Source organism: Candidatus Viadribacter manganicus, from assembly GCF_001679665.1.
Lineage (GTDB): Bacteria > Pseudomonadota > Alphaproteobacteria > Caulobacterales > Aquidulcibacteraceae > Vitreimonas > Vitreimonas manganica.
The window spans coordinates 1,654,350-1,678,653 of the sequence record NZ_CP013244.1; the positions used below are offsets into that span (position 1 = coordinate 1,654,350).

Below are 24,304 nucleotides of genomic sequence, written 5' to 3' on the forward strand. Positions count from 1 at the left end.
GAACATAGGCTCGGCGCCCCTCAAGTCAATCAATCGAATTGCCGCTGTTGCCGGTCGATTCACCTGCGCACCGGCCGGCGCCCGTGCTAGCGTCGCGGCGACTTTCTGGGGGACCGCTCATGATCCGGACTATCGCCGTTTGCACCGCCGTTTTCCTCACGGCGGCAACACCCGCTCTTGCTCAACAACGTAGCAACCGGGCGCTGGCGACGGTGATCACAGCCTATGAGCAAACGGCGCGGCGCTACGATCCAATTACTTCGGCGTCGGAAGGCGACCGCGCGGCGCTACGCTTGCTGCCAGATACATCACGTGAGGGCGAGCTTGCATTCCGCGCGGAGTTGGTCGCATTCAAAGCGCGGCTGGAAAGAACGCCTACGCGCGGGCTCAGCGAGGAAGACGCGCTCAACCGCTCCTATCTGATGCGCGTGATCGATCAATCGATCGAGGGCATCGACCTAGATTTCGGCCGCGCGCCGATCGGCAACGGCGACGGCTTCTTCACCGCCGGGGACTACCTCGCCTACACCACGCCGATCCAATCCGGTGACGACGCGGAAGCGTGGCTGGCGCGCCTCGAGGCTCTGCCGAATTACTATCAGCAAGGCTTCGCAAACGCCCGTCGCGGCATTCAGACCGGCTACACGCAGCCACGCATCGTGGTTGAGCGCGCGCTGGATACGGCGCGCGCGCAGGTCGGATCACTCGAAGCGACGTTGCTAACGCCGCTGGCGTCAATGCCGAGCAACATCCCAGCGGCACAGCAAGAGCAATATCGCGAACGGGCACGCGCGATCATTCGCGATCGAATAATGCCGCTGCAACGAGAGACCGTTGCTTTCATCGAGAATGAATATCTTCCCGCGGCACGGCCTCAGCTTGGATTGCGATCGGTGCCCGGCGGAGCAGATCTCTACCGCTATCTCGTTCGCTCCTACACGACAACTGACATGACGCCGGAGCAAATTAACGAACTTGGAAACCACGAAGTCGCGCGCATCCGCGCACTCATGGAGCAAGAAATTCGCGCGAGCGGCTTTCGCGGCGACTTTGCCGCATTTCAGCGCTTTCTGAGAACGGATCGTCAATTTTACGCGCAGACGCCGGACGAGCTGATCCGCTACGCCTCCGAAATCGCAAAGCGCGCCGACGGGCAATTGCCGCGCCTGTTCGGCACGTTGCCACGTCTCTCTTATGGCATCCGCGTCATCCCGGCGGAGCAAGCCGAGGGCTCGACCACAGCATACTACACACAAGGCAGCGCAGCGCTCGGGCAATCGGGCACATATTGGGTCAACACCACGCGCCTCGACCAGAGACCACTCTACGAATTGCCCGCGCTTACCGTGCACGAAGCAATGCCGGGGCATCACCTGCAGATTTCTCGCGCGCAGGAACTGGGCGAGCTCCCCTATTTCCGGCGCAACGCTTTCGAGACGGCGTTCGTTGAAGGCTGGGGCCTCTATTCAGAATCTCTGGGCGAAGACATGGGTCTTTATCGGACGCCCTACGAGCGCTTCGGCCGGTTGAGCTACGAGATGTGGCGCGCTTGCAGGCTCGTCGCGGACACCGGCATCCACTGGCTCGGCTGGGACATTGAGCAGGCGCGTCGCTGCTTCACCGACAACACCGCGCTCTCACCGCACAACATCCAGACGGAGCTGGAGCGCTATATCGCGACGCCCGGACAAGCGTTGGCTTATAAGATCGGCGAGCTCACGATGCAGCGCCTGCGCCGGGAGGCGACTCAAGCCTTGGGCGATCGCTTCGACATTCGCGCTTTCCACGACGAACTGCTGAGCGCCGGCGCGGTGCCAATGGATGTCCTAGAAGCGCGCATGCATCGCTGGGTTCAGCGTCAGCAAGCGGCAGAGCACTGATGTACATCGACTTCAATCAGATCGCGCGGCTCGGAAAACTCATCGCACTGCTGGGCTTTTTCCTGCCATGGGTGACGGTGTCGTGCTCGAACACGGAAATCCTCAGCGCGACCGGATGGCAATTGATGACGGGCGATCCGCAACCCGCGGGTCCGCTCGAAGGCATTGCGAATCAACGCCAGCAGGCGGAGGATTCTGAGCCGGCAGTCATCGTTATTGCCGCCTTCGCCGTAATCTTGATTGGCCTCGTGACGAGCTTCTTCACGCGCGCTCAGACGGCGGCGATCACAATGCTGGTAACGTCAGTGCTTGGAATCGGCGTCTCATATTACGGTGTCGAGAACATGCGTACTGAGCTGCGCCGTCAGATCAACGAAACGCAGAACGAGAATGGGTTCGACCGCGGCGACAATCCGTTTTTCAGCGCCGATCAACAACGCGAGCTTTCGGACGCTGTCTCCTCGTCGATCACCGTTGAAGAGCAGGAAGGCTACAAGGTTACCCACGGCGGGTTGTTGCTTGCTGGTCTGTTTTCGCTTCTGACTCTCTTCCGGCGTCGCGCTCAGAGTGCAGACACACCACCAGCAGCGACGCCCTAGCGTTTTGGAATGGCAGCCCAGTAGTCAAAGTCGAGAACGACATTGGCTTCATATTCGCCCGCTTGATTCTTGAGCGGGAATCCAGCCGCATTCTGGTTTTTAAGCGCCACGAGACGGAGACGAAGCGCACCGACCTCGCCGAGATCCTCCTTCGCCAGAACCTCCGACCACGCATAAAGCGTATCGCCGGCGAACAGCGGATTGACGTGGCGGCCGCCATTAATGCCGAGCATCAGTTGCGCGTTAGCGAGACCGTTGAAAGACAGCGCTCGCGCCAGCGAGATGGTCACGCCGCCATAGATGAGGCGCTTACCAAAGCGCGACTCCTTCTGCGCCAACACATCAAAATGGACCTTGGCGGTGTTTTGATAAAGACGCGTCGCGATCTGATGCTCGGCCTCTTCGACCGTCATGCCGTCGACGTGATCGATCCTCTCGCCCAACTCATAATCTTCGAAAGCGTGTGGAGAGCCGGCAAGCGTCCAATTGTAGTTCGAAAAATCCAGCCCGGGCGGAAGCATCAACTCATTGGCCGACACAACATTCTTCGGCGTTATCGGCGGCGCGTCTGTGGTTAGCGCCGCGGCGTCACGCTTATTGACCATGACCCAGCGCACATAGCTCAGCACCGGCTCATCATCTTGATTGAACCCAGTCGTGCGAACGGTGACGACTCCTGTCTTGCCATTGGAATTGGCTTTGAGCCCGATGACTTCAGACACCGCCGAAAGCGTGTCGCCGGGATAGACCGGCGCGACGAACCGCCCCTCTGCGTAGCCAAGATTGGCGACGGCATTCAGAGAAATATCCGGCACGGTTTTGCCAAACACGGTGTGAAAAACGAGCAGCGGATCAATCGGCGCGCCGGCGAGTCCGCAATCCTGGGCGAAACTATCGCCGCTGAAGAGCGCGTGGCGCGCGCCCGTGAGCGCAATGTTGAGCGCGGAGTCCGCCTCGGAAAGCGTCCGCGGCGTTGCGTGCGCAATCTGCTGGCCAGGCGTGAAGTCTTCAAAGAAATTCCCGAGATTGGATTTGGTCATGATCGAAGGCTTTCAATCGCTTCGGCCACCGCAACAACCTGCTTCGCCTGTTCGAGGTGCAACAGCTCGGTCATTTTGCCATCCACTTTGATGACGCCCTTGCCTGCGTTCTCGGGCGATGCAAAGGCGTCAATCACGGCGCGAGCGCGAGTGATCTCTTCATCTGTGGGAGCAAAGACGGCGTTACATGCCTCCACTTGGCTCGGATGAATGAGTGTCTTGCCGTCAAATCCGAACTCGAGGCCCTGCCGGCACTCGGCCTCGAAACCTACGGCGTCGGCGATGTCGTTATAAACGCCGTCGATCACGTTGAGCCCTGCCATGCGGCCGGCCATGACGGTTAGCGACATTGAGGTCTGAAACGCGGCACGACCGGCGCCTGTCCGCATGCGTGTTTCTTTAGCGAGATCGTTGAGGCCCATCACCAGCACCTGCAAGCGCGTGCTGCGCGCCGCGGCGACGATCTGCGGCAAGTGGAAAATTGCTTGCGGGGTTTCGATCATGATCCAAAGCGAAGCATCTTCGCTGAAGCCCGCATCTGTCATCGCGCGATTGAGCGCGTCCACCTCAGTCGCTGTTTCAACCTTTGGCGCCAGGATGCCGTCCGGGCGAGTTACGCCGATCGCCGCTATGTCGGCGCGGCCCCACGGCGTCGCCAGAGCGTTAACGCGCACGACCACTTCACGCTTGCCGTAACCGCCCTGCTTCACGGCGTTGGCGACCTGATTGCGTGCGGACTCCTTGGCGTCTGGCGCGACGGAATCTTCCAGGTCGAGCAGCAGCACATCAGCTGCGAGAGTCTTCGCCTTTTCCAGTGCCTTTGGGTTGGCCCCTGGCATATAAAGGCAGGAACGGCGTGGTCGTGCTGTCATCTCTTGCTCGGGGATGCGACGCGGGCAAACATTGCCAGCAGAGGTTTTCTAGCCGCGTGAAGACAATTTTGTCGATCCAGAGTCAGGTTGTCGGCGCCCGCGTCGGCAATTCTGTCGCGGCCTTCGCGATGGAGCGTCTCGGCGTGCGCGTTTTGCAGGCGCCTACAGTGCTGCTTGGACGCAGGCCGGATCACGGCGCGCCCGGTGGCGGCCCCATCCCTACGGAAACTCTAGCGGCGCTGCTTGAAGGGTTGGCGGCGGATGGCGTGTTCGCCGAGATTGATGCGGTCCTGACCGGCTATCTTGGACACGCGGAGCACGTCGGCGTGATCGTCGATGTTGTGGATCGCATCAAGCGCGCCAATCCGAAAGCAATCTTCGTCTGCGATCCGGTGCTCGGTGATGAAGGCAAGCTCTTCGTTAACCAGGCGATCGCGGACGCGGTGCTCGACGGATTGTGGCGGCACGCAGACTGGCTGACGCCCAACAGCTTCGAGCTCGGCTTGATTACAAGCCGCACCATTGACGGTCTGAATGCGGCTCGCGACGCGGCCAAGCGCATCGGCAAGCCAGTTTTATGTTCCTCGATCCGCACCGCACTTGGGCTTGGAAATTTGCTGGCCCAACCGACGGGCGATTGGTTTTGCGAGACGGCGCGCCTGCCCCGCGCGCCGAAAGGTACGGGCGATTTGCTGTCGGCGCTTTTTGTTGGTCGCCGTATCCGAGGCGACGCTCCAGCAATCGCGCTCGAAGGCGCGACGGGCGCCGTCTATGACGTAATCGTGCGCTCGCTTGCGGCCGACAGCGAAGATTTGTTGCTGCCGGAGGCGCAAGCCGTGCTCGACGAACCTGTGACCTGGCCCCGCGCGCGCCCTTTGGAGGTGGCTTTATGACGGAAGGCTATGTCGCCCCGGGATTTGAACGGGTGCGCGAAGCATTCGATGCCGGACTCGCCGAAGAGATGGGCGCTGGCTTTGCAGCAATCCGCGACGGTGAGGTCGTGGCCAATTTATGGGGCGGCTGGGCCAATCGTGAGCAAACGCGGCCATGGCGCGAAGACACAATAGTACCGGTCTATTCGACCACAAAGGGCGTCGGCGCTTTAGTCATGGCGCTGCTCGCTGATCGCGGCGCGCTCGACTATGACGCCACGATTGCATCGATCTGGCCGGAATTCGGCGTGCACGGAAAAGACACGCTGACGATACGCCAGGCGCTGGCGCATCAGGCGGGCGTGCCAGGCTTTATCGATCCGATCGATCCCGACCTATGGCTTGATCCGGCGGCGTGTAGCGCGGCGATCGCGACGCTCGAGCCTTTGTGGCCGCCCGGAACGGCAAGCGGCTATCATCCGATGACTTGGGGCTATATCGCAGGCGAGATAGCGCGCCGCACGTCTGGCCGTTCGCTTGGCGCAGTGCTGCGCGAAGATATCTGCACGCCGCTCGGCATCGACTTTCAAATTGGCACGCCTGAGCACGATCACCCGCGCGCTTCCGAAATGCGCAAGCCCACGCGCGGCGGCGATTTCGGAGAGATCACCCCGGCGCGCAAAGCGGCCTTCTTCACCAAATGGGCGGCGCCTATTCGTGGCTCCACTCAATGGCGCATGATTGAGATACCGGCTGCAAATGGCCACGGCACCGCGCTCTCTGTGGCGCGGCTCTACGAGGCTTACGCAACCGGCGGAATGATCAATGGCGCCCGCGTATTGTCGCAAGAAGGATTTGATGCGCTGACCCGTCGCGTGTGGAAAGGCGACGATCTGGTGCTGCCGTTCAATGTCGATTGGCGCGCCGGCATCATCGGAAACTCAAACCGGTATTACGGACCAAATGCGGAGGCGTTCGGACATTCAGGCAATGGCGGCAGCGCAGGCCTTGGGGATCCGGTCGCGGGCGTCTCGATCGGCTATGTCATGAACAAGCAATCTCACCACATCATGGGCGATCCGCGCTCGCTGAATCTGATCGACGCACTCTACTCATGTCTGTGAAACGTTGGGCCTTCGAAGTTGTCGCGGTTCTGATCTCCGCGAGCATGCTGACCTACATGCTCTGGCGCATCTCCGGGGCCGAGAACATGACGCTGCCGAGCGGGCAGCCGTTCTTCGGCGACTTCATGGCGTTTTGGAGCGCCGGACGCGCGGCTCTCGATGGCCACATCGCCGATATCCACGATCGCGCGATGTTGTGGTCGTATCAGCAAGCGGTGGCGCCGGACGTTCGCTTTTACGCGCCGTGGAATTCGCCGCCGACGTTCCTGATATTCGTTTGCCTCCTTGCACTGCTGCCGTACCCGGTCGCGGCGATCGGATTTTTGGTCGGAACCGCCCTTTTGTTCGGCCTTGCGATCCGGCGCTTCCTGCCAGACGCGCGCGCCTTGATCTTTCCCGCAACCGCGCCGGCGGTGATCTATCAGATCGGCACCGTGCAAGCTGGAATGCTCCTCGCGGGGATCACCGGATTTGCGCTGCACTTTTTGGACAAGAGACCACGCGTAGCAGGCGGCCTGATCGGGTTGATGGCGATCAAGCCCCACTTGGCGATCCTTTGGCCATTGTTTCTCGCGCTTTCCGGACGCTGGCGCGCGTTCATTGCCGCGACTGTCGCCACCATCGCTTTTATCGTGGTGAGCGGTCTTATTTTTGGATCGGAATCGTATCTCAACTGGTTCGAGAGCCTAACGGCGTCGCAACGCTTGATCAGCGAACAGCGCATCACCACGCCCGCGTACGCTTCATTATACGCAAACTTGCTTGGCCTTGGCGCGTCGCACGCGCTTGCGATCGGCATACATGCCGGAAGCGCGGCAGCTGGCGCCCTCGTGGCGTGCCTACTCTTTCGCAAAGGCGACCTGGCAATCGGCGGCGCAGCGCTATGCGCCGCAACGCTGCTGATCTCGCCCTATCTCTTCTTCTACGATTTCACGGTGTTGCTCGTCGGCGCCGCTTTACTCGGCGCACCGCGCACGCCGCTCGACTACACCGCCGCGATCTTCGCTTGGGGCGCCGGCCTTACGGTTGCGGCCGGGTATTATTTTGCGTTGCCAATTTGCCCGCTTGCAGCATGGCTGGTTCTTGGCGCCGCCTTCATGCGCGCAAGAAGCGCGGCGCCCGCCCCGGGGCTAGCACCACAGCGCTGAGCGGCCCGCCGAAACACGCACCAGTATCGACATTGACGCGGCACGGATTGGCGTAGGGTTCAAAATCCGCGGTCGGTGTGTGGCCGTGAACGACCATAAGACCCTCAAGCTCTGCCCGCTTCGGCCAACGATTGGGGTCAAAGAACTTCTGCGACCGGGTCCACATTCGCACTTCATCGCTGCAATTCGGGAACGTCGCCGGATCAATGCCGCCGTGCACGAAGGCGAGCCCCCGCGCCTCGTCACGGATGATCGCAGGCAAGGAGCGAAGCCAGGCGATGTGACCTTTATCGACAGCATCACGCCAATCGTCACAGACACCATTCGCCATCATGTAAGACGAGATGGTTTCATCACCGCCGTTCTCGGCCCAAAAATAGATGCCGACGGATTCACGCTTATCGTAAGCATGAAGCATCAGCTCTTCATGATTCCCTTTGATGGCCCAAGCTTGATCCGCCGCGCAGAGTTTGCGCGCGCGATCGACAACGCCGCGGCTGTCCGGACCTCGGTCGATCAAATCACCGAGAAAGACAATTCGATGCTCATCGCCATTGAAGCGAGCGTCTTCACGAATGTAGCGCAGCAGATTGTCGAGCTTCTCCAGCTCGCCGTGCACGTCGCCAATCGCGTAATAAACGGTTTCACTCATTCAGTTTGGCTTGGCGCAACGTATCCCAGGAGAAAAAGGCGAGGCCCGCCCAAATCAAACCGAAGCTTACAGCGCGAAGCGGCGTAAATGACTCACCAAACGCAATGCCGGTAAGAAATTGCAGCGTCGGCGCGAGGAATTGCAGCAACCCTAGAGTTGTGAAACTGACCCGTCGCGCACCAAAAGCGAAAGCCATAAGCGGGATGGCGGTCACCGGCCCCGCAACCGCGAGCAGTAACGCCATTTCCCAGCCGAGCGTAAACCCTAAGGGTGCGGCGCTCGCCGCCCAAACCAGCAATCCAATCGCCACCGGCGCTAAGGCCAAGCTTTCAATCAGCAAGCCAACAGCCGCCGGAACCGGTGCGCGCTTTCGAATGACCGCATACACAGACCACGTCGCGCAAAGACCAAGCGCCATCCATGGCGGAGCGCCGAGCGCAAAGCCCTGCACCACAACGCCGACCAGCGCCAACGCCAAAGCAATAACGCGCGGCGTCGTTATAGATTCTTTGAAAAACAGCACGCCGATCGCAACGCTGACCAGAGGCGCCAGAAAGTAGGCCAATGCCGATTCAATCACGCGCTCGTTGAGCACAAGATAGACGTACATGCCCCAATTTACGAAGATGAAGCAGGCCGAGGCAGCAAGCGTGCCGAGCATGCGCGGCGTCAGGGCCGTTGCGATCTCACGCCAGCCTGCGCGCCAACCGCTCATCACGAACACCGCAATGAACGCAGACGGCGCCGCCCAAAGGATGCGCTGCGCAAGAACTTCCCGCACGTCGATAGCGGAGAGAAGCTTTAGGTAGAGCGGCAGGAAGCCCCATGCGACATAGGCAAACGCCCCCGCAAGAAACCCGGTGCGACGTTCCAAATCCGATGGACTAGCCGTGATCGGCGCAGCTTGGCTCATGTCGCCTTCAATCCGTACGGCTCTGGGTTTCTGATTTCCATAAGACGTTGGGGTGCCGCCAACGGCGAAAAGCCGAGCGGCGCATAAACGCCGTGCGCGTCCTTGGTGCCAAGCAGCCAACGTCGCAAACCTTGAAGCTCGGGATGCTGCTGAAATGTCTGCACCAACGCGCGACCCAAACCTCTGCCCTGCTTTCCGGGGAGAACAATCACGTCGCAGAGCCATGCGAACGTCGCTTTATCGGTAACCAACCGCGCAAAGCCGATGAGCTTGCCGCTCTCGTCACGCGCGATTGCACACATTGAATTGGCGCATGCACGCTCGACCACGTCTCGCGGAATGCCGGGAGACCAGTAGGTCTCCTTCAGCACTACGTGAATAACCTCAATATCCGCTTGTGACGGCTGCTGGATGGCGATGGAAGTCATGCGTCCCCTTCATCGCTAGATAGGCACGCACGAGCTCCGCCGCCATGCGTGTGCGACGAAATCGACTACATAATTTGTAACAGCGGATGTCAGATGCGCTCACATCCGGCGCAATGTTCACGCCGCGCGCACGCGCTTGAACAATCCCTTATTCAGCATCAGCTCGGCGATCTGCACTGCGTTGAGCGCCGCACCCTTGCGGAGATTGTCACTGACGCACCACAGGGAGATTCCGTTTTCCACAGTCGCATCTTCGCGTACGCGCGACACGAAAGTGGCAAACTCACCCACGCACTCGATCGGCGTGGTGTAACCTTCATCCTCGCGGCGATCGACGAGCATCACGCCAGGCGCTTCGCGCAAGATTTCTTGCGCTTCCTCTGCGGTGATCGGCTGTTCGAACTCGATGTTCACCGCTTCCGAGTGACCAACGAACACCGGTACACGCACACACGTAGCCGTGAGCTTAATCGACGGATCCAAGATCTTCTTGGTCTCCGCCATCATCTTCCACTCTTCCTTCGTGTAGCCATCCTCCATGAACACGTCGATGTGCGGGATAACGTTGAAGGCGATCTGCTTGGTGAATTGCTCTTTGACGATCTCATCGCCGACATAAAGCTTCTTGGTCTGGTTCCAGAGCTCATCCATGGCGTCACGGCCGGCGCCGGATACGGATTGATACGTTGCCACGACGACACGCTTCACCTTCGCGCGATCGTGCAAAGGCTTCAGCGCCACAACGAGCTGCGCCGTCGAGCAATTTGGATTGGCGATGATGTTGAGTTTCTCATAGCCATGTACCGCTTCCGGGTTCACTTCCGGTACCACCAACGGCACACGCGGGTCCATGCGCCAAGCGCTCGAATTGTCGATGACGACTGCGCCGGTAGCGCCAATCTTGGGTGACCATTCGCGGGAGACATCGCCGCCGGCGCTCATGAGTACGAGATCGACACCGGAAAAGTCGAATTGCTCGAGATCCTTCACCTTCAGCGTCTTGTCGCCAAAGCTGACCTCGCTGCCCATGGAACGGCGAGAAGCGAGCGCGATCACCTCATCGGCCGGGAAGAGGCGTTCCGACAGGATTTCCAGCATTTCCCGGCCCACGTTCCCCGTGGCGCCGACGACGGCTACGCGCAATCCCATGAATGTGTCTCCAGCGGCCACTGCTGCTCTCTCGCGCCCGCGCTAGCCTAGCTAGGCAGAATCCAGGGTATTTCCAAGGCGTACGGGCAAGACAGGAACGCATAGCGGGACTACATTTCGGCCCAACGGGGGATCACATGACGGACACGGCGACCAATCTTGAGATCTACAAATTGCTGGTCGAGGACGTTCGGGAGGCGCGCCGCGCACGCCGCGAACTTTCGAACGTATTCATGACGCTGAACATCGCCGGCATCAGCGCATTGGGCTTCTTGGCCAGCGCCGAAGGGCTGCCAAACCCGGTGCTCTTCACACTCTGCACAATCGCGCTGGCGCTTACTTGCGCAATCTGGCGCACCTCGAACTCGTATTACACCGTGCTGCTCGCGGCGAAGTACAAGAACATCTACGCGATCGAAGATGACCTTGGCGTTCATCCCATCCGCGACGAATGGCAAAGCATCACCGGCAAGCGCCGCACCATGAAGTGGTGGTCGCTCGAGCGCGCCATGCCGGTGCTATTCATTATCGGCTACGCGATGTTCTTCGCGGTGCACGTCGGCGGTTGGGACGTCGCCGGCTCACTTAACGCCCTCGTAGACGGCGCCGCCGGCGCGCTACGCAGCGCCGGGGCGCCTATCTAGATCTAGGCCGCGAGCATCGCTTCATTGCCGGCATAACGCATGCGCTTCACCGGTGCGCTTGCTGCGCGCCCGAGCGAGAACAAGCTCGGTGTTTCGCCCGTGTAAGCGAACCCGCCCTTCTGCAAAACGCGGCCGGACGCCGGATTGTCGACGAAGTGACCCGCCTGCAAGTGGCCAAGTGATTTCGCTTCGCCGAGAAAGCCTTGCAGCGTCTCAGTTGCGAAGCCCTGGCCCCAGTACGGACGACCGAACCAATAGCCGACCTCAAATTGGTCATTGCCGCTCTTATGAGCGCCAACGACGCCGATGAGGCCCTCGCCTTCGAGATCAACCGCGTAAACGAAGTCCTCTGCAAGCGGCTCACGCGCCTTCAGCGTCATGATCCAACCTTCGGCAGCAACAGGAAGATAAGGGAGCGGCGCGCGAAGAATCATGCGCGCTACGCCCGGATCGTTACAGAACGTCGCCACGCGTTGCGCATCGGACATGCGCAGCGGCCGCAGCTTCAGTCTTTTAGTTTCGATCTCGTACACGTCACGCATGAGCCGCTCCTTTTGGCTCTAACGCGTGGGGCATAAAAAATGGGGCGCCTTGATCCGGGCGCCCCACGCTATTTCGGGAACCGGATCGCCCTGTTGTCAGGCGATCCGGGAATTTCTTCCGTTATCGCCTATTCCGCGGCCACCGCGAGCGGTGCAATGGATACGTACGTGCGGCCATTGCGTTTCGTCGCGAACTGCACCTGGCCCTCACAAAGGGCAAAGAGCGTGTGATCGCGGCCGAGGCCGACGTTTGAACCCGGATGGAATTTCGTGCCGCGCTGACGGACGAGGATCTCGCCACCATTCACCGATTGGCCGCCGAAGCGCTTCACGCCAAGGCGTTGGCCCGGCGAGTCGCGACCGTTGCGAGAGCTACCACCTGCTTTTTTGTGAGCCATGACGCCCTCTTATTCCTTGCCGCCGATGGCGGTGATCTTGATGTGCGATTCAGTCTGACGGTGACCGATCTTGCGGCGATAGGTGTTGCGACGGCGCTTCTTAAACACCGTGACTTTGTCGCCCTTTTCAGTCTTCACGAGCGTGCCCGTAACGGTGAAGCCCGACAGATCCTTGCCAAGCTTCACGGTCTTGCCGTCGCCCGACATCAGCACATCGCTGAACGTGACCTTCGAACCGGCATCGCCTTCGAGCTTCTCAACGACGATCACATCGTCCTTGGCCACTCGGTACTGTTTGCCGCCCGTCTTAATTACCGCGAACATCGTTACCGCCAAAAAATTCGTGCGCCCGGACGTAGCTCGCCCGGGCGGGGAGCGGCGATATAAAGGAAACGCCACGTCAGCGTCAATGCGGAAGCGGGACATTTTCGCTGGATTTTACGGCCCCGGCCGACGCCTGGGCACAAGATCGACGCCTCAGAAAATATCTTATCTTTTCAGTAGCATGATGAGTTGCGCCACCGCAGAGACATACAGGAAAGACCAGCGTCGATTTTGGCGATTTCCCGCGTCTTCAGCGGCTTAACCCGATAGCCCGCCTGCCCGAGCAGCTCAGCACTGCGTGGAAAGTCTGCGCTAATGAACACCTCGTCGCCGATCCGAAGTGCGTTGGCGGCGCCTTCTTCCCGCTCAGGTGTCAGTATGAGGCGAAACCCGGGAAAAGGTTCGGCGCCCGCCAATCTCGGCGTGCAAAGGATGGTCTCCTCATCCAGCATCGAGCAATCGGACTTCAGGTGAAGAACGCCTGGAGGTGACTGGACCACGGTTCCGCGCAATCCGATTTCCGCCAGGAGCGCAACGAGCGCGGCGGCGCCCTCGACGCTGGTTCTCGCAGACGTGCCTATGAAGACTTCGCTAGGCGTACTGAGCACATCTCCGCCTTCGGCGGTCCCCGATCGCAAATGAAGAACGCGCTCAAAATTGCGATCGAGCGTTTCACGCATTTCCTCTGTTTCTCCCCGCCGCGTCGCCGCGCCGGGTCGTAACAAGATCGCCGCGTGTGTGAACACAAGTGCAGTGTCTTCGACAAAGATGGCGTCTGGAAAAGCGTCGAGCGGAGGCAGGGTCTCAACGCGAACGCCCGCGCGTTCGAGCGCAGCAACGTAAGCGGCGTGCTCAGCCAGCACGTCTTCATAGATGGGCGCGCCGACATCAACTGCGCGAAGACCATCAACGACCGACACTGACGGCGTACGCACGATGGCGCGATTGAACGCATGATAACTCATGCGTCGATCCTATCGCAAAATTACGCCCGCACCCACTCCATGATCCAATTTTGCGCCCAGGTTTTGCCGCCGTCGCGCGATGACGCCTGGCGCCAGCGGCATGAACGCGACGTGATATTGTCCCAGACGCCGACATGCTTCACCGCCACGCCGTCGTCGATCTCATCCGTTACGAAAATTCCTTCGCCACTTTCAAAACTGCCGCGCTGCCCTGGAAGCGTGAGGGCGCCCGTGCGGGCGTTGACCCAATGATCAGACCACACCCGCGTCTCGACATCGAGCAACCGCAACCCCATGCCCGAGAAATTGCGAGCCGGAATGCGCAGTTCCTCCACGCTGCAAATCCCATCCAAAATAGCGTGAACGGTGGCTTCGCTCGGATATTCCAACCACTCACCTTCGACGATCGAACGGTTCTGGATGCGCCACTCACCGGTGAGGAAAGCAAAATCGCCGGCCTGACCGGGAGTCGCGGAATTCGGCAGCGCCGGTATTGGATCAAATTTCATGGCGGGAGCCTATCCAGCTAAATATGCCATCCTATGTCATGATTTTGTGGCATCATCGAAAAATGCGTGCGAGCCGCCTCCTCTCCATTTTGATCCTCCTGCAGATGCGCGGCCGCCTCAGCGCCGAAGCGCTCGCGGAAGAGTTCGAGGTTTCCGTGCGCACGATTTATCGCGACGTCGACCAACTCAGCGCGGCCGGCGTGCCGATCTATGCCGAACGTGGCCGCGCCGGAGGCTTCCAGCTTCATGACGGCTATCGCACCAAACTCACAGGCTTCACCGCGCAAGAAGCCGACGCATTGCTATTGTCCGGCGTCGGCTCTGCAGCACAGGATTTGGGCCTCGGGCCCGATCTCGCCGCCGCGCAATGGAAGCTACTGGCCAGCTTACCGCCCGAACGTGGCCAAAGCGCCGAGCGCGTGTCAGCACGTTTTCATCTCGATCCCATCAACTGGTACACCCGGGCGGACGCCTCCGACGCACTGAAACCCTTGGCCGCCGCCGTATGGAGCGAACAGCGTGTTCGCGTTCGCTACGAGAGCTGGAAAGGCGTCGTTGAACGCACGCTCGACCCTCTCGGGCTCGTGCTCAAAGCCGGCATTTGGTATTTGGTCGCCGACGCAAAAGGCGCAACGCGCACCTACCGCGTTTCCAACATCCAATCACTAGAAACGCTGAACACGGCCGCCAAACGCACGCGCCGTTTCAATCTTGCTCGCTATTGGGATGAATGGTCGAAGGATTTCGAAGCCCGACTCTTCAAAGAAACCGCCACGATCGAAATATCCCCCGCTGGCAGGCGCCTCCTTCGCGACACCAATGCCGCAGCGCACGAAGCGCTCACTAAAGAAAGCACGCCCTGCAAACCGGAAGGCTGGTTGCGCGCAAAGACGCCGATCGAAAGCATCGAAGCAGCAAAGCGCCAATTTCTGCTCCTCGGCGCGGAAGTTAGAGTGCTCGAACCCAAAGCCCTGCGCACCGCGATCGCGAACGAAGCGAAGGCCGTGGCGGCGCTATATAGGAGATGATTGGGATGACCAGCGTGAGCAGACACGCAAATTGCACCGGCGCGCGGACGGAAGGATAGTGGCGCGGCTGGCGGAGAGGGAGTCCGTATGCGCTGAATCCAGCGGAGTCCATGGCGGTCCAGCAAAGTCTTTGCCGTCAAAGCGTTGGACCGAGGACGTGACAAATCACGGTCCACCAGAGTCCAGCGCGGTCCACCCCAATCCCGTGCCTGCACTAGGGCACAGACTGGGGCAGAGCGCTCCGCTCGAAAAGCGGAGTGGACAATGCCAAAAATTTCTCAACGCCTGTCAGCTCGACGCGCCGCCACCCTAACGAAATGCGGACGGCACGCCGATGGCGGCAACCTCTATCTGAACATCTCTAAGAACGGCGGGCGCCGCTGGGTGTTCATCTACACTTGGCAAGGCAAGCAAGTTGAAATGGGATTGGGCAGTGCACGGCCTGGGCAAGTCAGCTTAGCCGAGGCGCGTGAGAAAGCTGACCGCGCGCGGCAACTTCTCCGCGACGGGCGCAATCCACGCGGAGCAGATCGCTCACAATCGGAGGTCCCGACGTTCGGCGCCTACGCTGATGCTTTGATCGCCGACATCGAAAGCGGTTTCAGCAATGCCAAACACATCGCTCAATGGCGGATGACACTCACGAAGCACGCCTCGGCCATACGCGACGTTCCGGTTGACGCCCTGACGACCGACCATGTTCTCAAGGTTCTGAAGCCGCTCTGGACGACGCGTCCCGAGACAGCATCGCGGCTACGCGGCCGGATCGAACGGGTGCTGAGCGCTGCCAAGGCGCGAGGCCTGAGAAGCGGCGACAATCCCGCGCAATGGCGCGGCCATCTCGAGGAGATGCTCCCTCCCCCCAAAAAGCTCACGCGCGGCCACCACCCCGCTCTGTCCTATCGAGATGTACCGGCGTTCATGGACGAGCTGCGTGACCGCGTCGCACCGGCCGCGCGAGCGCTCGAATTTCTCGTACTGACGGCAGCGCGAAGCGGCGAAGTACGCCTCGCCACGTGGCGCGAGATCAATTTGCGCGAAGGCATTTGGACGATCCCCGCAACACGCATGAAGGCCAGGCGGGAGCATCGCGTACCGCTCACCGAACGGGTGCTGGCACTTATCGGCCCGCCATCCGGAAATCTTGACGAACTGATCTTTCCCGGACGGTCAGCCGGAAAACCACTCAGCGAAACCGCTTTCGCTGCGTTGTTGGAGCGCATGGGCCATGGCGCGGTAACCGCGCACGGGTTTCGCAGTTCATTTCGAGATTGGGCTGCTGAGGAGACCACCGCATCACGCGAAGTAACCGAGATGGCACTCGCGCACGTCATCGCCAATAAAGCCGAAGCCGCCTACCGGCGCGGCGATCTCTTGTCTAAACGGCGCGAACTCACGGAACTGTGGGAGGCATATTGTTTGGGTCGCCCATTGCCGGGGGGTGGAAGAACATCGATTTCGTTAGCGCGTGCTGATGAAGAAGCCGCCTAACGCGCATATCGCTCCGAAGGAGAGAGCATATGCGAGCACCCAAGCAGCCATCGCGCGAACCTGTCATCAAGCGGCTCCGCCGCGCCGAAGGGCATCTGCGCGCCATCACGCGCCTTTTGGCGACGACCCGTTCCACCGTCAACATCGCCCAGCAAATCCGCGCCGTTGAGGCCGCCGTTGCGCACGCCAAGCAGCAGCTCATCCACGACCACATGCAGCACTGCGTCGAGCGACGCGATCTTTCCGGCGACGCACTACGCGAGCTGCGTCAACTGGCAAAGTTCTTGTGACCACCGAACATTGCAGCAAGGAGCGTGACATGAAAGAGCGCAGCAAAAAGGCCCCACTGAAAGAGAGAGGCGACAGCAAGAAAATGACGGAGGCGATTGACTGGGCGCAGAAGCATGGCCTCGAAATCTACCGCACCACACCGCGGTGCGTGCAGATCGAAGGCCACAATTTCTGGCCAGACAAAGGCACGATCCAACGGGCCGACCTTCGAAAGTACGACAAGAAGGGACTGGCCGAACTTGCGCGGTTGCTTGAGCAACCGCTGCCGGGCGAACCGGGAGGCCTGCGCTTGGTTGTCGAGGTTTGACTCGCAACGCTCACCACTCGGCGCAAAATATCGCGAAAAGTGCTGCGAAACGAATGGTAATCACTCTATCTTTTTCTGAAGCCCCTTTGGAATGGCATGCTAACCGCGCCAGCATCCGGAAGGCATCCGCATCTACTGCCGAACCAAACCCCAATCATTCCCCTATGCAATGCACTTCTCATGGGAGGGGGAGGAAAAGAAGATGTCGTGTGCGGGTCGCGCGCGGCGGGGGCTTTTTTATCTGCGGGCAATTTCACACCCCGCACACTGAACACGGCGCATGTCACGCGCCGCCCCTTCCACCGTTGTCCCTTCATCTGACACGCCGCCCACAGCGGACACGCGCCACGCCGCGCCCGCACCTTCCTCACCACACACTCCTTCCTCAACAGACGCGCCCGACACACACACCGCGCGTTCGGGCCCGGTTGCACTCGCGGCGCGCGTCACGGCGCAACTCATCGACGCGCTCAACCACGGCGCCCGTCCCTGGGTCCAACCCTGGGACAGCGCCGCCGCACTCGCCCTCCCGCTTCGTCACAACGGCGTCCCGTACAAGGGCTTTAACATCATCGCGTTGTGGGCCGCGGCGGCGGAACGCCAGTTCACCTCCCGCTACTGGCTGACCTTCAAACAAGCCCAAGCACTCGGCGGCGCGGTCCGCCGCGGCGAACGCGCGACACACATCCTCTTCTACAAAGACCTCGCGCCCCCTTCGTCCGGGGACACGGCCGCTTCGTCCGCCGACACCGGCACCGGCAACGCCGCCACCCCCGACACACCCGCGCGCCGTGTCGTGTTGCGTTCATTCGCGGTCTTCTCCGCCAGCCAAATCGACAACCTGCCGCCGCACTTCTTCACGACACCGGCCCCCGCCGCGGACAACACGTTCCTCGCCGCACGCCTCGACCCACTGTTCGCCCGCGTCCCCGTCGTCACCACACACGGCGGGACGCGCGCCTGCTACAACCCCACCACCGACACGATCCACCTCCCGCCGCGCCCCGCGTTCGTCTCCCTCGCCCAATACTTCAGCACGCGCCTCCACGAACTCGCGCACGCGACGGGCCACCCCACCCGCCTCGCCCGCGACGCCTTCCTCGCCCCCGGCCCGCGTTCCACCGCCGCCTACGCACGTGAAGAACTCGTCGCCGAACTCACCGCGGCCTTCCTCGGCGCCGAGTTACATCTGCCCGTCGACCACCTCGAAGACCACGCGTCGTACCTCGACCACTGGCTCCAAATCCTCGACCGCGACCCCGGCGCGTTGCTTTCGGCAGCGGCCCACGCCCAACGCGCCGCTGACTTCCTCCGCCCGTTCCTCTGCCCGGACACCGTTGTCCCCGTCACGCCAGCCGCACGCCCATGACGCCGCCGCCGGACGCCGCGCTTCATCTCGCCTTGCGTGCACTCGCGCATCACCGCGCGGCGCGCCACCACGACCACCACTCCCGCGCCACCGAAGTCGCCCTCGCGCACTGGGCCCGCGCGCGCGCAATCTCTCTGAGCCGCGCCACCCGCTCACAACACCCACTGGCGCAAGAATTGCGGCAGCATCTCCGCACCGCCGTACGCGCGCGCCGCCAACGCGACCGCCTCCTGCCTGCACTCGCCGCCGCACGCGCCGCGTCGCTGCACGCCGCACGCGCCAAACTCTGCGTCGCCCGTCTCTTCGTCGACAACACGCGCGCCGCCACGCTTCTCGCCAGTCTCGCGCGCGACCTCCGCCGACTGCGCTGATCGCAACCGCACCAACGTCCGCGCGCCGTCCACACGCCGCGACCACGCAAAACTCAACGGCCTTTGAATGAGAGACAGACGGGCGCGCAACTATATGGGCATGCCGTTCCAATACGAGGAGCATCCATGCCGAAGCGTTACTCGAACGAAGACTATCGTGAAGCAACCCGACATCTCCGCGATCTCGCCCTCATCGAGATCGACGCGCCGATTTTCGAGGACACATCCACCAACGACACCGGCGCGCTAATCGACTTTGAAACCGAGATCCTCGAAACACTCGCGGAAGCGCAAGAGGACGCCGTCCGCCACCTCATCTTCGTTCACCCACCGGTCCGCCGTCTGAAAGGCGCAACCACCGGACCGGCGGTCCTCCGCTGGCTCCTCACACGCGCGCCATGGACGTGGGAGTACGTCAAACGCGCTAGCGTCCGCTTCTTCCGTGATGCAACTCTCGCCGAGATCCGACTGCCTGCGCCGACCGAAGCCGAGTACCACCGCCACCACGACAGGCACGCGCGACTCGCCGTGTCCAACACGCGCGGCGCTACACACCAGAACACACGCGGCCACACCGGGGATACGTCATGAACTTCAAAACCCAAGCCGGGCATTGGCACTTCGCCGCCGCCCGTTTCCCCGACGCGGTTCAGATCGGGTTTGAGGCCACCCACGTTGGCGCAGACGACCTGACGTGGATCCATTCGTACGAAGCGATCGTTTTCAACGTCATCGAGGCGGCACGCACTGCCGGCGCGTCCGCTGCCATCCTCATCCACGGCAACCCGACGCTCCCGCCCAACACCGTTTCCCTACGCACCATCGTTCGTGACGTCATACGAGCGGACGACCTGGCGTCGCGCCTGTGCATCGAAGAGTGCATCGAGTGCGACGAAGCCTGCATCGTCGTCTTTGGTCCTCTGCCGCCGCACCGCCGCCAGGCCGCTCACTAACGGCGGGACGGCGGCTTCATCCCAAAAGAAGACGTTCGACTGTCGCCCAAAAACGGACACCGGGCGCGCACCTGAAGTCGGCGGCAGCGCGCAGTTTTGCAGGGTCCGCTATTGCTCGGCGGGTGCGGTCGCTGACTTCTGAAATTGCCCCACTTGAGACACCAGCAGCAGATCGGCGCAAACCGCAGCGCCGTTTGCTTCCTGTGCGCGAAATCACCCGCCGGCACGCGGTCCACGCCCCACAGGCGGTCACGCGCCCCCGGCCCTGCGGGTTTCGAGATTCCTTCCCTCTGAGTCGCACCCTTCCCTCATTTCCCGTCGCAACGCGTTGACAACACGCGGAGAATTCCGGGCCTTCTTCGGCCGATCTGCTCGGGTTCAAAAACGGCAGACGCGGCACCGACAGACGCCAGGCAACTTCTCGCCACTCACCGTGAATCTCCACGCAACTGGAGGCCCGCACACATGGCGATGCACAACCCCGAACTTCTGCCGCTCATCCCCGAACGCCTACTCCGACAACACCACGTCTACGAGCGACACGACGGCCGCTTCCGCGCCGCCGCGCGCCTTCTGCAAGCGCTCTGGCGCGAACGGCGCAAACTATCCGAAGGCCACTACACCAACGCCGCCGGCACGCGCCGCCGTTTGGGTTCGCGCCTTGCGACCGACGCCGCCCGCGCTGGTGCGAACTTCTTGACACCCGACATCTTCGGCCAAGCGCGGCTCGACTACGCGTACCGCGAGCCAGGCGCGTTGATCGACGTAGAACGCATGCACGCCAACTTGCTCTCGTCGATGCCGCTCGCCTTCAACCTCCTCGCGCCCCTCAAGGCCGACAAGAAACTCGCGCGCCGCGTCTTCAACCAACTCGCGCCGGGCATTGCCAAAGACATCACTCACATCCAGTTCGAGCACTCGCCCGGACGCGGCGACCCCACGTTTACGTCCGACGGCACGGCGTTCGACGCCTTCGCCACCGCACGCGCCCCCGACGGCGCGAAAACCTTCATCGCTATCGAGGTCAAATACAGCGAGAGCCTCAACGAACCGGAAGCGCGCCTGCGCCCGCGCTACGACGAACTCTCGCGTTCGAGCGGCCTCTTCGCCGAACCCGACGACACGGCGCTACGCAAGAACCCGCTGCAAGGTCTATGGCGCGGGCACATGTTGGCGCAGAGCATGGTCGACGCCGGCATCTTTGATCGCGGCGTGTTCGTCCTTGTTGCGCCGCGCCAAAATCGGGACGTGCAACGCGCAGCGCGCGCCTACGCCAAGCGGCTCACCAACGCGGACGGCAAAGTCGCCTTCCTCAATGTTGAGCTGGAGGACGCGATCGACGCGATCCGCTCCGGCGGCGCGCCCGACCTCGCCGCCGCCCTGCGCGAGCGCTACGTCGACTTCACTCCGGTGCACGACCTCGTCCGCCAGGCGTGCCTCAACACGCCACGCCGCCGTCGATCGTTGCGCCCAGCGCCGCGACCAGCAAGTGCACAGCCTCGACCGCCGCGCAGCCCGCTGGCGGCCGCACGCTAGCGCAGGATAGCCCGGTCCGTGGCGATTATGCCCCGCCGGTCTCAGAGCTAGGCACCTCGCCAAGCACTAGGTGAAGGAGGGACGGACGCCTCCGCTTGATGATCCGCGTCCTCCACATCGGCGATCGGCTGCGTCGCGTCGGGGAGGTCGCGGAGAATATAGAGGCAAGCTTCGTGAACGATGAGCCCGGCTTCGTTCAGATCGAAACCATATTCAAGCGCTACGCTTCGCAGTTTCTTCCCGAGCGCAACGACACGCAATTCGAGACCTTGCATGGCGCCCTCTTTAGCGACCTGCGACGCTCCGACGAAAATTTTGGCGGCCGCATTTCTATGCGGGGGAGTTCAGCGAAATACTGACCGCCATTCCGCCAAAGCGTCGCTCCAGATAGCCGCGCCAAATGTTGCGGCAAGCGAAACCCTGCTCTCTATGTTCCGCGATCCATTTGACCATCATCAAGAGTGACTGCGGCACTTTCGACGGTGTTGCGAGGTCGCAGAAACACCCTGAATTAGGCAGCGAGCTCCGCCGCATTGATTGACGACTATCAAGGCGCAAATTGACGAATGGCAACATCTGCGCCGCGTTGTCGCGTGACCGCGCAATTTACCTCTCCATTACGAGAGACTCGCCGACAGTGGTCGTCGATGCAGCGAATGCACATATGGAGAATGCAATGCCGTTCGACGCCACCATCTCTGCGGAAATTTGGAACGCCAAGTACCGCTTCCTCAACGAAGGCAGTGACGGTGACGCGGATGTCGAAGGCACGTGGTCGCGTGTCGCTGCCGCTATCGCTGAGGCCGAACCTGGACGCGGACGCCGTCACTGGCGCGAAAAGTTCAACGACGCGTTGATGGATTTTCAGTTCTTGCCCGCCGGAAGAATTATCGCCGGCGCGGGCACTGGCCGCGCGGTGACGCTGTTCAATTGCTTTGTCATGGGGACGATCCCGGACAATCTCGACGGCATCTTCGAGCATCTGCGGGAAGCGGCGCTGACGATGCAGCAAGGCGGCGGCGTCGGTATGGATTTCTCGACCATCCGGCCAGCAGGTGCGCCCGTGCGCGGCGTTGGCGCCAAGGCCTCCGGTCCGCTTTCCTTCATGGACGCCTGGGACGCCATGTGCCGAACGGTTATGTCCGCCGGCCAGCGTCGCGGCGCGATGATGGCTTGCTTGCGCATCGATCATCCGGACATCGAGGACTTTATCGACGCCAAGCGCGACCCCGCTCGACTGCGCAACTTCAATGTATCCGCCTTGGTGACCAATTCTTTCATGGCTGCGCTCGCGGCAGACCAAGATTGGCCGCTGCAGTTCGACGGCGAGATCTATCGCACCGTGCGCGCGCGCGATCTCTGGGCCCGACTGATGCGGGCAACCTATGACGTTGCCGAACCAGGCGTCATTTTCATCGACCGCGTGAACGCCTCCAACAACCTGGCCTATTGTGAAACCGTCTCGGCCACCAATCCGTGCGGGGAGCAACCGTTGCCGCCCTATGGTGCGTGTCTGCTCGGTTCAATCAACCTTTCTCGATTGGTCGAGAGTCCATTCGAGCTCAATTCGCGGATCGATGAAGCGCGACTGGCTGACCTCACCACCACCGCCGTTCGTTTCCTCGACAACGTCATCGACGTCTCTCGCTACCCACTGCGCGAACAGGAAATAGAGGCCAAGGCCAAACGGCGCATTGGTCTCGGCATCACAGGGCTTGCCGACGCGCTGATTTTCTGCAACGCGCGTTACGGCGCGGTCGATGGTGTGGCGCTTACGCGTCGATGGCTCGACACGATCCGGACCGCCGCTTACCGCGCCTCTGCCGAACTCGCCGCGGAGAAAGGAGCCTTCCCGGCCTATGAGTCGGCCCTCCTTGAGCGCCCCATGCTCGCGTCGCTCGATCCCGACACGCGCGCGATGATTGCGGAACACGGTCTGCGCAACGGTTGCCTCACCACAATCGCGCCCACCGGCACCATTTCACTGCTGGCTGGCAACACCTCGTCTGGCATCGAGCCCGTCTTTGCCTTCTCGTACCAACGGCGTGTGCGGCAACCCGACAATTCCTTCGTTGAAGAACCGGTCCAGGATTACGCGCTGACGCTCTGGAAGAAACTCAAAGGCGACGCCCCTCCTCCTGAGCATAGTTTCGTCAGCGCGCAAACGCTGACGCCCGCGGATCATCTGGCCATGCAGGCCGTGGCGCAGCAATACATCGACAGCTCGATCTCCAAGACGATCAATTGTCCGGAGGATATTTCGTTCGAGGATTTCGCCGACGTCTACACCAGGGCGTACGATCTCGGTTGCAAAGGCTGCACGACTTATCGCCCGAACGCGGTGACAGGCTCAATCCTCTCAGTCGCGAAAACCGACGATGCGGAAAAGCCTGTCGCGGAAACAAAGCTGATGAGCCTCACCCCACGGCCCGATGCGTTGATTGGCTCAACCTACAAGATCAAATGGCCCGAGAGCGAGCACGCGCTTTACGTCACGATCAACGACATCGAGGAAGACGGCAAGCGCCGACCGTTCGAGATCTTCATCAACTCGAAGAACATGGAGCACTATGCGTGGACATTAGCGCTGACGCGAATGATCTCGGCTGTATTCCGTCGCGGTGGCGACGTCTCATTCGTCGCCGAAGAGCTGAAGGCTGTGTTCGATCCCCGCGGCGGGGCCTGGCTTGGCGGGCGCTATGTGCCTTCTTTGCTCGCAGCCATCGGCGATGTCATCCAGCGTCACCTTGATAGCGATACGATCAAGGCTGTTGTCGCGCAAGAATCTGGCCCGCGGGTAAAGCCGAGAGGCTGTCCCAAGTGCGGCGCTGCCGCGCTGATACGCGCCGAGGGGTGCGATAAATGTCTTGAGTGCGGCTATTCGAAGTGTTCGTGATGC

The 24,304-nt window shown here is 61.5% G+C and carries 28 protein-coding genes; 17 read left to right on the top strand and 11 right to left on the bottom strand.

Annotation, left to right across the window (positions count from 1 at the left end):
- Positions 1 to 119: 119 nt before the first annotated feature.
- Positions 120 to 1,880 (top strand): DUF885 domain-containing protein, encoded by a 1,761-nt coding sequence (locus tag ATE48_RS08620; protein ID WP_066770180.1) that lies wholly within the window; start codon positions 120 to 122, stop codon positions 1,878 to 1,880.
- Positions 1,880 to 2,479, top strand: a complete 600-nt coding sequence (locus ATE48_RS08625; RefSeq protein ID WP_066770182.1) for a hypothetical protein — start codon at positions 1,880 to 1,882, stop codon at positions 2,477 to 2,479. Before ATE48_RS08620 ends, ATE48_RS08625 begins: the two co-directional genes overlap by 1 nt.
- Here the strand turns inward: ATE48_RS08625 and ATE48_RS08630 are convergent.
- Together ATE48_RS08630 and ATE48_RS08635 are read right to left on the bottom strand one after the other, a co-directional pair.
- Entirely contained in the window at positions 2,476 to 3,519 is a 1,044-nt protein-coding gene (locus ATE48_RS08630; protein ID WP_066770185.1) for a MaoC family dehydratase, read from the bottom strand. The two genes, ATE48_RS08625 and ATE48_RS08630, sit on opposite strands and share 4 nt — an antisense overlap.
- Positions 3,516 to 4,391: an HpcH/HpaI aldolase/citrate lyase family protein gene (locus ATE48_RS08635; RefSeq protein ID WP_066770186.1), complete on the bottom strand. Its 876-nt coding sequence runs from the start codon at positions 4,389 to 4,391 to the stop codon at positions 3,516 to 3,518. The genes ATE48_RS08630 and ATE48_RS08635 overlap by 4 nt, the downstream gene beginning before the upstream one ends.
- A gap of 56 nt (positions 4,392 to 4,447) precedes the next feature.
- Between ATE48_RS08635 and pdxY the strand changes: the two genes are divergently transcribed.
- Genes pdxY through ATE48_RS08650 form a run of 3 tightly spaced genes read left to right on the top strand, consistent with a single transcriptional unit; the run spans position 4,448 to position 7,535 of the window.
- A complete protein-coding gene (gene pdxY / locus ATE48_RS08640; RefSeq protein ID WP_066770191.1) occupies positions 4,448 to 5,284 on the top strand; it encodes a pyridoxal kinase in 837 nt (278 codons plus the stop codon).
- Positions 5,281 to 6,387 carry a serine hydrolase domain-containing protein gene (locus tag ATE48_RS08645; protein ID WP_066770193.1) on the top strand — a complete coding sequence of 369 codons (1,107 nt, stop codon included), beginning with the start codon at positions 5,281 to 5,283 and terminating at the stop codon, positions 6,385 to 6,387. Before pdxY ends, ATE48_RS08645 begins: the two co-directional genes overlap by 4 nt.
- Complete coding sequence (locus ATE48_RS08650; RefSeq protein WP_066770195.1) at positions 6,378 to 7,535, top strand: glycosyltransferase family 87 protein; 1,158 nt, start codon at positions 6,378 to 6,380, stop codon at positions 7,533 to 7,535. Before ATE48_RS08645 ends, ATE48_RS08650 begins: the two co-directional genes overlap by 10 nt.
- On the opposite strand, the gene ATE48_RS08655 is transcribed toward ATE48_RS08650, so the two are convergent.
- The 4 genes from ATE48_RS08655 to ATE48_RS08670 form a co-directional block, all read right to left on the bottom strand.
- Positions 7,483 to 8,187, bottom strand: a complete 705-nt coding sequence (locus ATE48_RS08655; RefSeq protein ID WP_066770198.1) for a metallophosphoesterase family protein — start codon at positions 8,185 to 8,187, stop codon at positions 7,483 to 7,485. The genes ATE48_RS08650 and ATE48_RS08655 overlap by 53 nt on opposite strands.
- A complete protein-coding gene (rarD, locus tag ATE48_RS08660) occupies positions 8,180 to 9,100 on the bottom strand; it encodes an EamA family transporter RarD (protein WP_066770200.1) in 921 nt (306 codons plus the stop codon). The genes ATE48_RS08655 and rarD overlap by 8 nt, the downstream gene beginning before the upstream one ends.
- A complete protein-coding gene (locus ATE48_RS08665; protein WP_066770204.1) occupies positions 9,097 to 9,528 on the bottom strand; it encodes a GNAT family N-acetyltransferase in 432 nt (143 codons plus the stop codon). The genes rarD and ATE48_RS08665 overlap by 4 nt, the downstream gene beginning before the upstream one ends.
- Positions 9,529 to 9,645: 117 nt before the next feature.
- Positions 9,646 to 10,677, bottom strand: coding sequence for an aspartate-semialdehyde dehydrogenase (locus ATE48_RS08670; RefSeq protein ID WP_066770206.1), 1,032 nt, complete (start codon positions 10,675 to 10,677; stop codon positions 9,646 to 9,648).
- A 137-nt stretch (positions 10,678 to 10,814) separates the two neighbouring features.
- Here ATE48_RS08670 and ATE48_RS08675 point away from each other — a divergent pair, with 137 nt between their 5' ends.
- A complete protein-coding gene (locus ATE48_RS08675) occupies positions 10,815 to 11,321 on the top strand; it encodes a RipA family octameric membrane protein (RefSeq protein ID WP_066770208.1) in 507 nt (168 codons plus the stop codon).
- Between the two features lie 2 nt (positions 11,322 to 11,323).
- Here ATE48_RS08675 and ATE48_RS08680 read toward each other — a convergent pair whose 3' ends face one another.
- From ATE48_RS08680 to ATE48_RS08700, 5 genes are all read right to left on the bottom strand, one after another.
- The gene (locus ATE48_RS08680) at positions 11,324 to 11,863 is read right to left on the bottom strand and encodes a GNAT family N-acetyltransferase (protein WP_066770210.1); all 540 of its coding nucleotides are present in this window, start codon (positions 11,861 to 11,863) and stop codon (positions 11,324 to 11,326) included.
- A 128-nt stretch (positions 11,864 to 11,991) separates the two neighbouring features.
- A complete protein-coding gene (rpmA, locus tag ATE48_RS08685; RefSeq protein WP_066770214.1) occupies positions 11,992 to 12,261 on the bottom strand; it encodes a 50S ribosomal protein L27 in 270 nt (89 codons plus the stop codon).
- Between the two features lie 9 nt (positions 12,262 to 12,270).
- Positions 12,271 to 12,585 (bottom strand): 50S ribosomal protein L21, encoded by a 315-nt coding sequence (rplU, locus tag ATE48_RS08690; protein ID WP_066770216.1) that lies wholly within the window; start codon positions 12,583 to 12,585, stop codon positions 12,271 to 12,273.
- 173 nt (positions 12,586 to 12,758) lie between these two features.
- Complete coding sequence (locus tag ATE48_RS08695) at positions 12,759 to 13,550, bottom strand: dimethylarginine dimethylaminohydrolase family protein (RefSeq protein WP_066770219.1); 792 nt, start codon at positions 13,548 to 13,550, stop codon at positions 12,759 to 12,761.
- A gap of 20 nt (positions 13,551 to 13,570) precedes the next feature.
- Positions 13,571 to 14,059, bottom strand: a complete 489-nt coding sequence (locus tag ATE48_RS08700) for a hypothetical protein (protein ID WP_066770221.1) — start codon at positions 14,057 to 14,059, stop codon at positions 13,571 to 13,573.
- A 62-nt stretch (positions 14,060 to 14,121) separates the two neighbouring features.
- On the opposite strand from ATE48_RS08700, the gene ATE48_RS08705 reads away from it, so the two are divergent.
- The 11 genes from ATE48_RS08705 (at position 14,122) to ATE48_RS08755 (ending at position 24,301) form a co-directional block, all read left to right on the top strand.
- Positions 14,122 to 15,087 carry a helix-turn-helix transcriptional regulator gene (locus ATE48_RS08705; RefSeq protein ID WP_066774744.1) on the top strand — a complete coding sequence of 322 codons (966 nt, stop codon included), beginning with the start codon at positions 14,122 to 14,124 and terminating at the stop codon, positions 15,085 to 15,087.
- Positions 15,088 to 15,351: 264 nt separating this feature from the next.
- Positions 15,352 to 16,578 carry a tyrosine-type recombinase/integrase gene (locus ATE48_RS08710; protein WP_066770223.1) on the top strand — a complete coding sequence of 409 codons (1,227 nt, stop codon included), beginning with the start codon at positions 15,352 to 15,354 and terminating at the stop codon, positions 16,576 to 16,578.
- A 29-nt stretch (positions 16,579 to 16,607) separates the two neighbouring features.
- Positions 16,608 to 16,868 (top strand): metal-sensing transcriptional repressor, encoded by a 261-nt coding sequence (locus tag ATE48_RS08715; protein ID WP_066770224.1) that lies wholly within the window; start codon positions 16,608 to 16,610, stop codon positions 16,866 to 16,868.
- 29 nt (positions 16,869 to 16,897) lie between these two features.
- On the top strand, positions 16,898 to 17,176 hold the full coding sequence (locus tag ATE48_RS08720) for a hypothetical protein (RefSeq protein ID WP_066770225.1): 279 nt from the start codon (positions 16,898 to 16,900) through the stop codon (positions 17,174 to 17,176).
- A gap of 280 nt (positions 17,177 to 17,456) precedes the next feature.
- On the top strand, positions 17,457 to 18,545 hold the full coding sequence (locus tag ATE48_RS08725) for an ArdC family protein (RefSeq protein WP_083197240.1): 1,089 nt from the start codon (positions 17,457 to 17,459) through the stop codon (positions 18,543 to 18,545).
- Entirely contained in the window at positions 18,542 to 18,916 is a 375-nt protein-coding gene (locus ATE48_RS08730; protein WP_066770226.1) for a hypothetical protein, read from the top strand. Before ATE48_RS08725 ends, ATE48_RS08730 begins: the two co-directional genes overlap by 4 nt.
- A 126-nt stretch (positions 18,917 to 19,042) precedes the next feature.
- Positions 19,043 to 19,507, top strand: coding sequence for a hypothetical protein (locus ATE48_RS08735; protein WP_066770233.1), 465 nt, complete (start codon positions 19,043 to 19,045; stop codon positions 19,505 to 19,507).
- Entirely contained in the window at positions 19,504 to 19,869 is a 366-nt protein-coding gene (locus ATE48_RS08740; protein ID WP_066770235.1) for a hypothetical protein, read from the top strand. Before ATE48_RS08735 ends, ATE48_RS08740 begins: the two co-directional genes overlap by 4 nt.
- A gap of 465 nt (positions 19,870 to 20,334) precedes the next feature.
- Positions 20,335 to 21,405 carry a PGN_0703 family putative restriction endonuclease gene (locus tag ATE48_RS08745; RefSeq protein ID WP_066770237.1) on the top strand — a complete coding sequence of 357 codons (1,071 nt, stop codon included), beginning with the start codon at positions 20,335 to 20,337 and terminating at the stop codon, positions 21,403 to 21,405.
- A 98-nt stretch (positions 21,406 to 21,503) separates the two neighbouring features.
- Positions 21,504 to 21,764, top strand: coding sequence for a hypothetical protein (locus ATE48_RS08750; RefSeq protein WP_066770239.1), 261 nt, complete (start codon positions 21,504 to 21,506; stop codon positions 21,762 to 21,764).
- Between the two features lie 317 nt (positions 21,765 to 22,081).
- Positions 22,082 to 24,301 (top strand): adenosylcobalamin-dependent ribonucleoside-diphosphate reductase, encoded by a 2,220-nt coding sequence (locus tag ATE48_RS08755; RefSeq protein ID WP_066774748.1) that lies wholly within the window; start codon positions 22,082 to 22,084, stop codon positions 24,299 to 24,301.
- The last annotated feature ends 3 nt before the right edge of the window (positions 24,302 to 24,304 follow it).

Coding starts and splice junctions, on each gene's coding strand:
- ATE48_RS08620 (WP_066770180.1), top strand. CDS start 120: ATGATCCGGACTATCGCCGTTTGCACCGCCGTTTTCCTCACGGCGGCA.
- ATE48_RS08625 (WP_066770182.1), top strand. CDS start 1,880: ATGTACATCGACTTCAATCAGATCGCGCGGCTCGGAAAACTCATCGCA.
- ATE48_RS08630 (WP_066770185.1), bottom strand. CDS start 3,519: ATGACCAAATCCAATCTCGGGAATTTCTTTGAAGACTTCACGCCTGGC.
- ATE48_RS08635 (WP_066770186.1), bottom strand. CDS start 4,391: ATGACAGCACGACCACGCCGTTCCTGCCTTTATATGCCAGGGGCCAAC.
- ATE48_RS08645 (WP_066770193.1), top strand. CDS start 5,281: ATGACGGAAGGCTATGTCGCCCCGGGATTTGAACGGGTGCGCGAAGCA.
- ATE48_RS08650 (WP_066770195.1), top strand. CDS start 6,378: ATGTCTGTGAAACGTTGGGCCTTCGAAGTTGTCGCGGTTCTGATCTCC.
- ATE48_RS08655 (WP_066770198.1), bottom strand. CDS start 8,187: ATGAGTGAAACCGTTTATTACGCGATTGGCGACGTGCACGGCGAGCTG.
- rarD (WP_066770200.1), bottom strand. CDS start 9,100: ATGAGCCAAGCTGCGCCGATCACGGCTAGTCCATCGGATTTGGAACGT.
- ATE48_RS08665 (WP_066770204.1), bottom strand. CDS start 9,528: ATGACTTCCATCGCCATCCAGCAGCCGTCACAAGCGGATATTGAGGTT.
- ATE48_RS08670 (WP_066770206.1), bottom strand. CDS start 10,677: ATGGGATTGCGCGTAGCCGTCGTCGGCGCCACGGGGAACGTGGGCCGG.
- ATE48_RS08675 (WP_066770208.1), top strand. CDS start 10,815: ATGACGGACACGGCGACCAATCTTGAGATCTACAAATTGCTGGTCGAG.
- ATE48_RS08680 (WP_066770210.1), bottom strand. CDS start 11,863: ATGCGTGACGTGTACGAGATCGAAACTAAAAGACTGAAGCTGCGGCCG.
- rpmA (WP_066770214.1), bottom strand. CDS start 12,261: ATGGCTCACAAAAAAGCAGGTGGTAGCTCTCGCAACGGTCGCGACTCG.
- rplU (WP_066770216.1), bottom strand. CDS start 12,585: ATGTTCGCGGTAATTAAGACGGGCGGCAAACAGTACCGAGTGGCCAAG.
- ATE48_RS08695 (WP_066770219.1), bottom strand. CDS start 13,550: ATGAGTTATCATGCGTTCAATCGCGCCATCGTGCGTACGCCGTCAGTG.
- ATE48_RS08700 (WP_066770221.1), bottom strand. CDS start 14,059: ATGAAATTTGATCCAATACCGGCGCTGCCGAATTCCGCGACTCCCGGT.
- ATE48_RS08705 (WP_066774744.1), top strand. CDS start 14,122: ATGCGTGCGAGCCGCCTCCTCTCCATTTTGATCCTCCTGCAGATGCGC.
- ATE48_RS08710 (WP_066770223.1), top strand. CDS start 15,352: ATGCCAAAAATTTCTCAACGCCTGTCAGCTCGACGCGCCGCCACCCTA.
- ATE48_RS08715 (WP_066770224.1), top strand. CDS start 16,608: ATGCGAGCACCCAAGCAGCCATCGCGCGAACCTGTCATCAAGCGGCTC.
- ATE48_RS08720 (WP_066770225.1), top strand. CDS start 16,898: ATGAAAGAGCGCAGCAAAAAGGCCCCACTGAAAGAGAGAGGCGACAGC.
- ATE48_RS08725 (WP_083197240.1), top strand. CDS start 17,457: ATGTCACGCGCCGCCCCTTCCACCGTTGTCCCTTCATCTGACACGCCG.
- ATE48_RS08730 (WP_066770226.1), top strand. CDS start 18,542: ATGACGCCGCCGCCGGACGCCGCGCTTCATCTCGCCTTGCGTGCACTC.
- ATE48_RS08735 (WP_066770233.1), top strand. CDS start 19,043: ATGCCGAAGCGTTACTCGAACGAAGACTATCGTGAAGCAACCCGACAT.
- ATE48_RS08740 (WP_066770235.1), top strand. CDS start 19,504: ATGAACTTCAAAACCCAAGCCGGGCATTGGCACTTCGCCGCCGCCCGT.
- ATE48_RS08745 (WP_066770237.1), top strand. CDS start 20,335: ATGGCGATGCACAACCCCGAACTTCTGCCGCTCATCCCCGAACGCCTA.
- ATE48_RS08750 (WP_066770239.1), top strand. CDS start 21,504: ATGATCCGCGTCCTCCACATCGGCGATCGGCTGCGTCGCGTCGGGGAG.
- ATE48_RS08755 (WP_066774748.1), top strand. CDS start 22,082: ATGCCGTTCGACGCCACCATCTCTGCGGAAATTTGGAACGCCAAGTAC.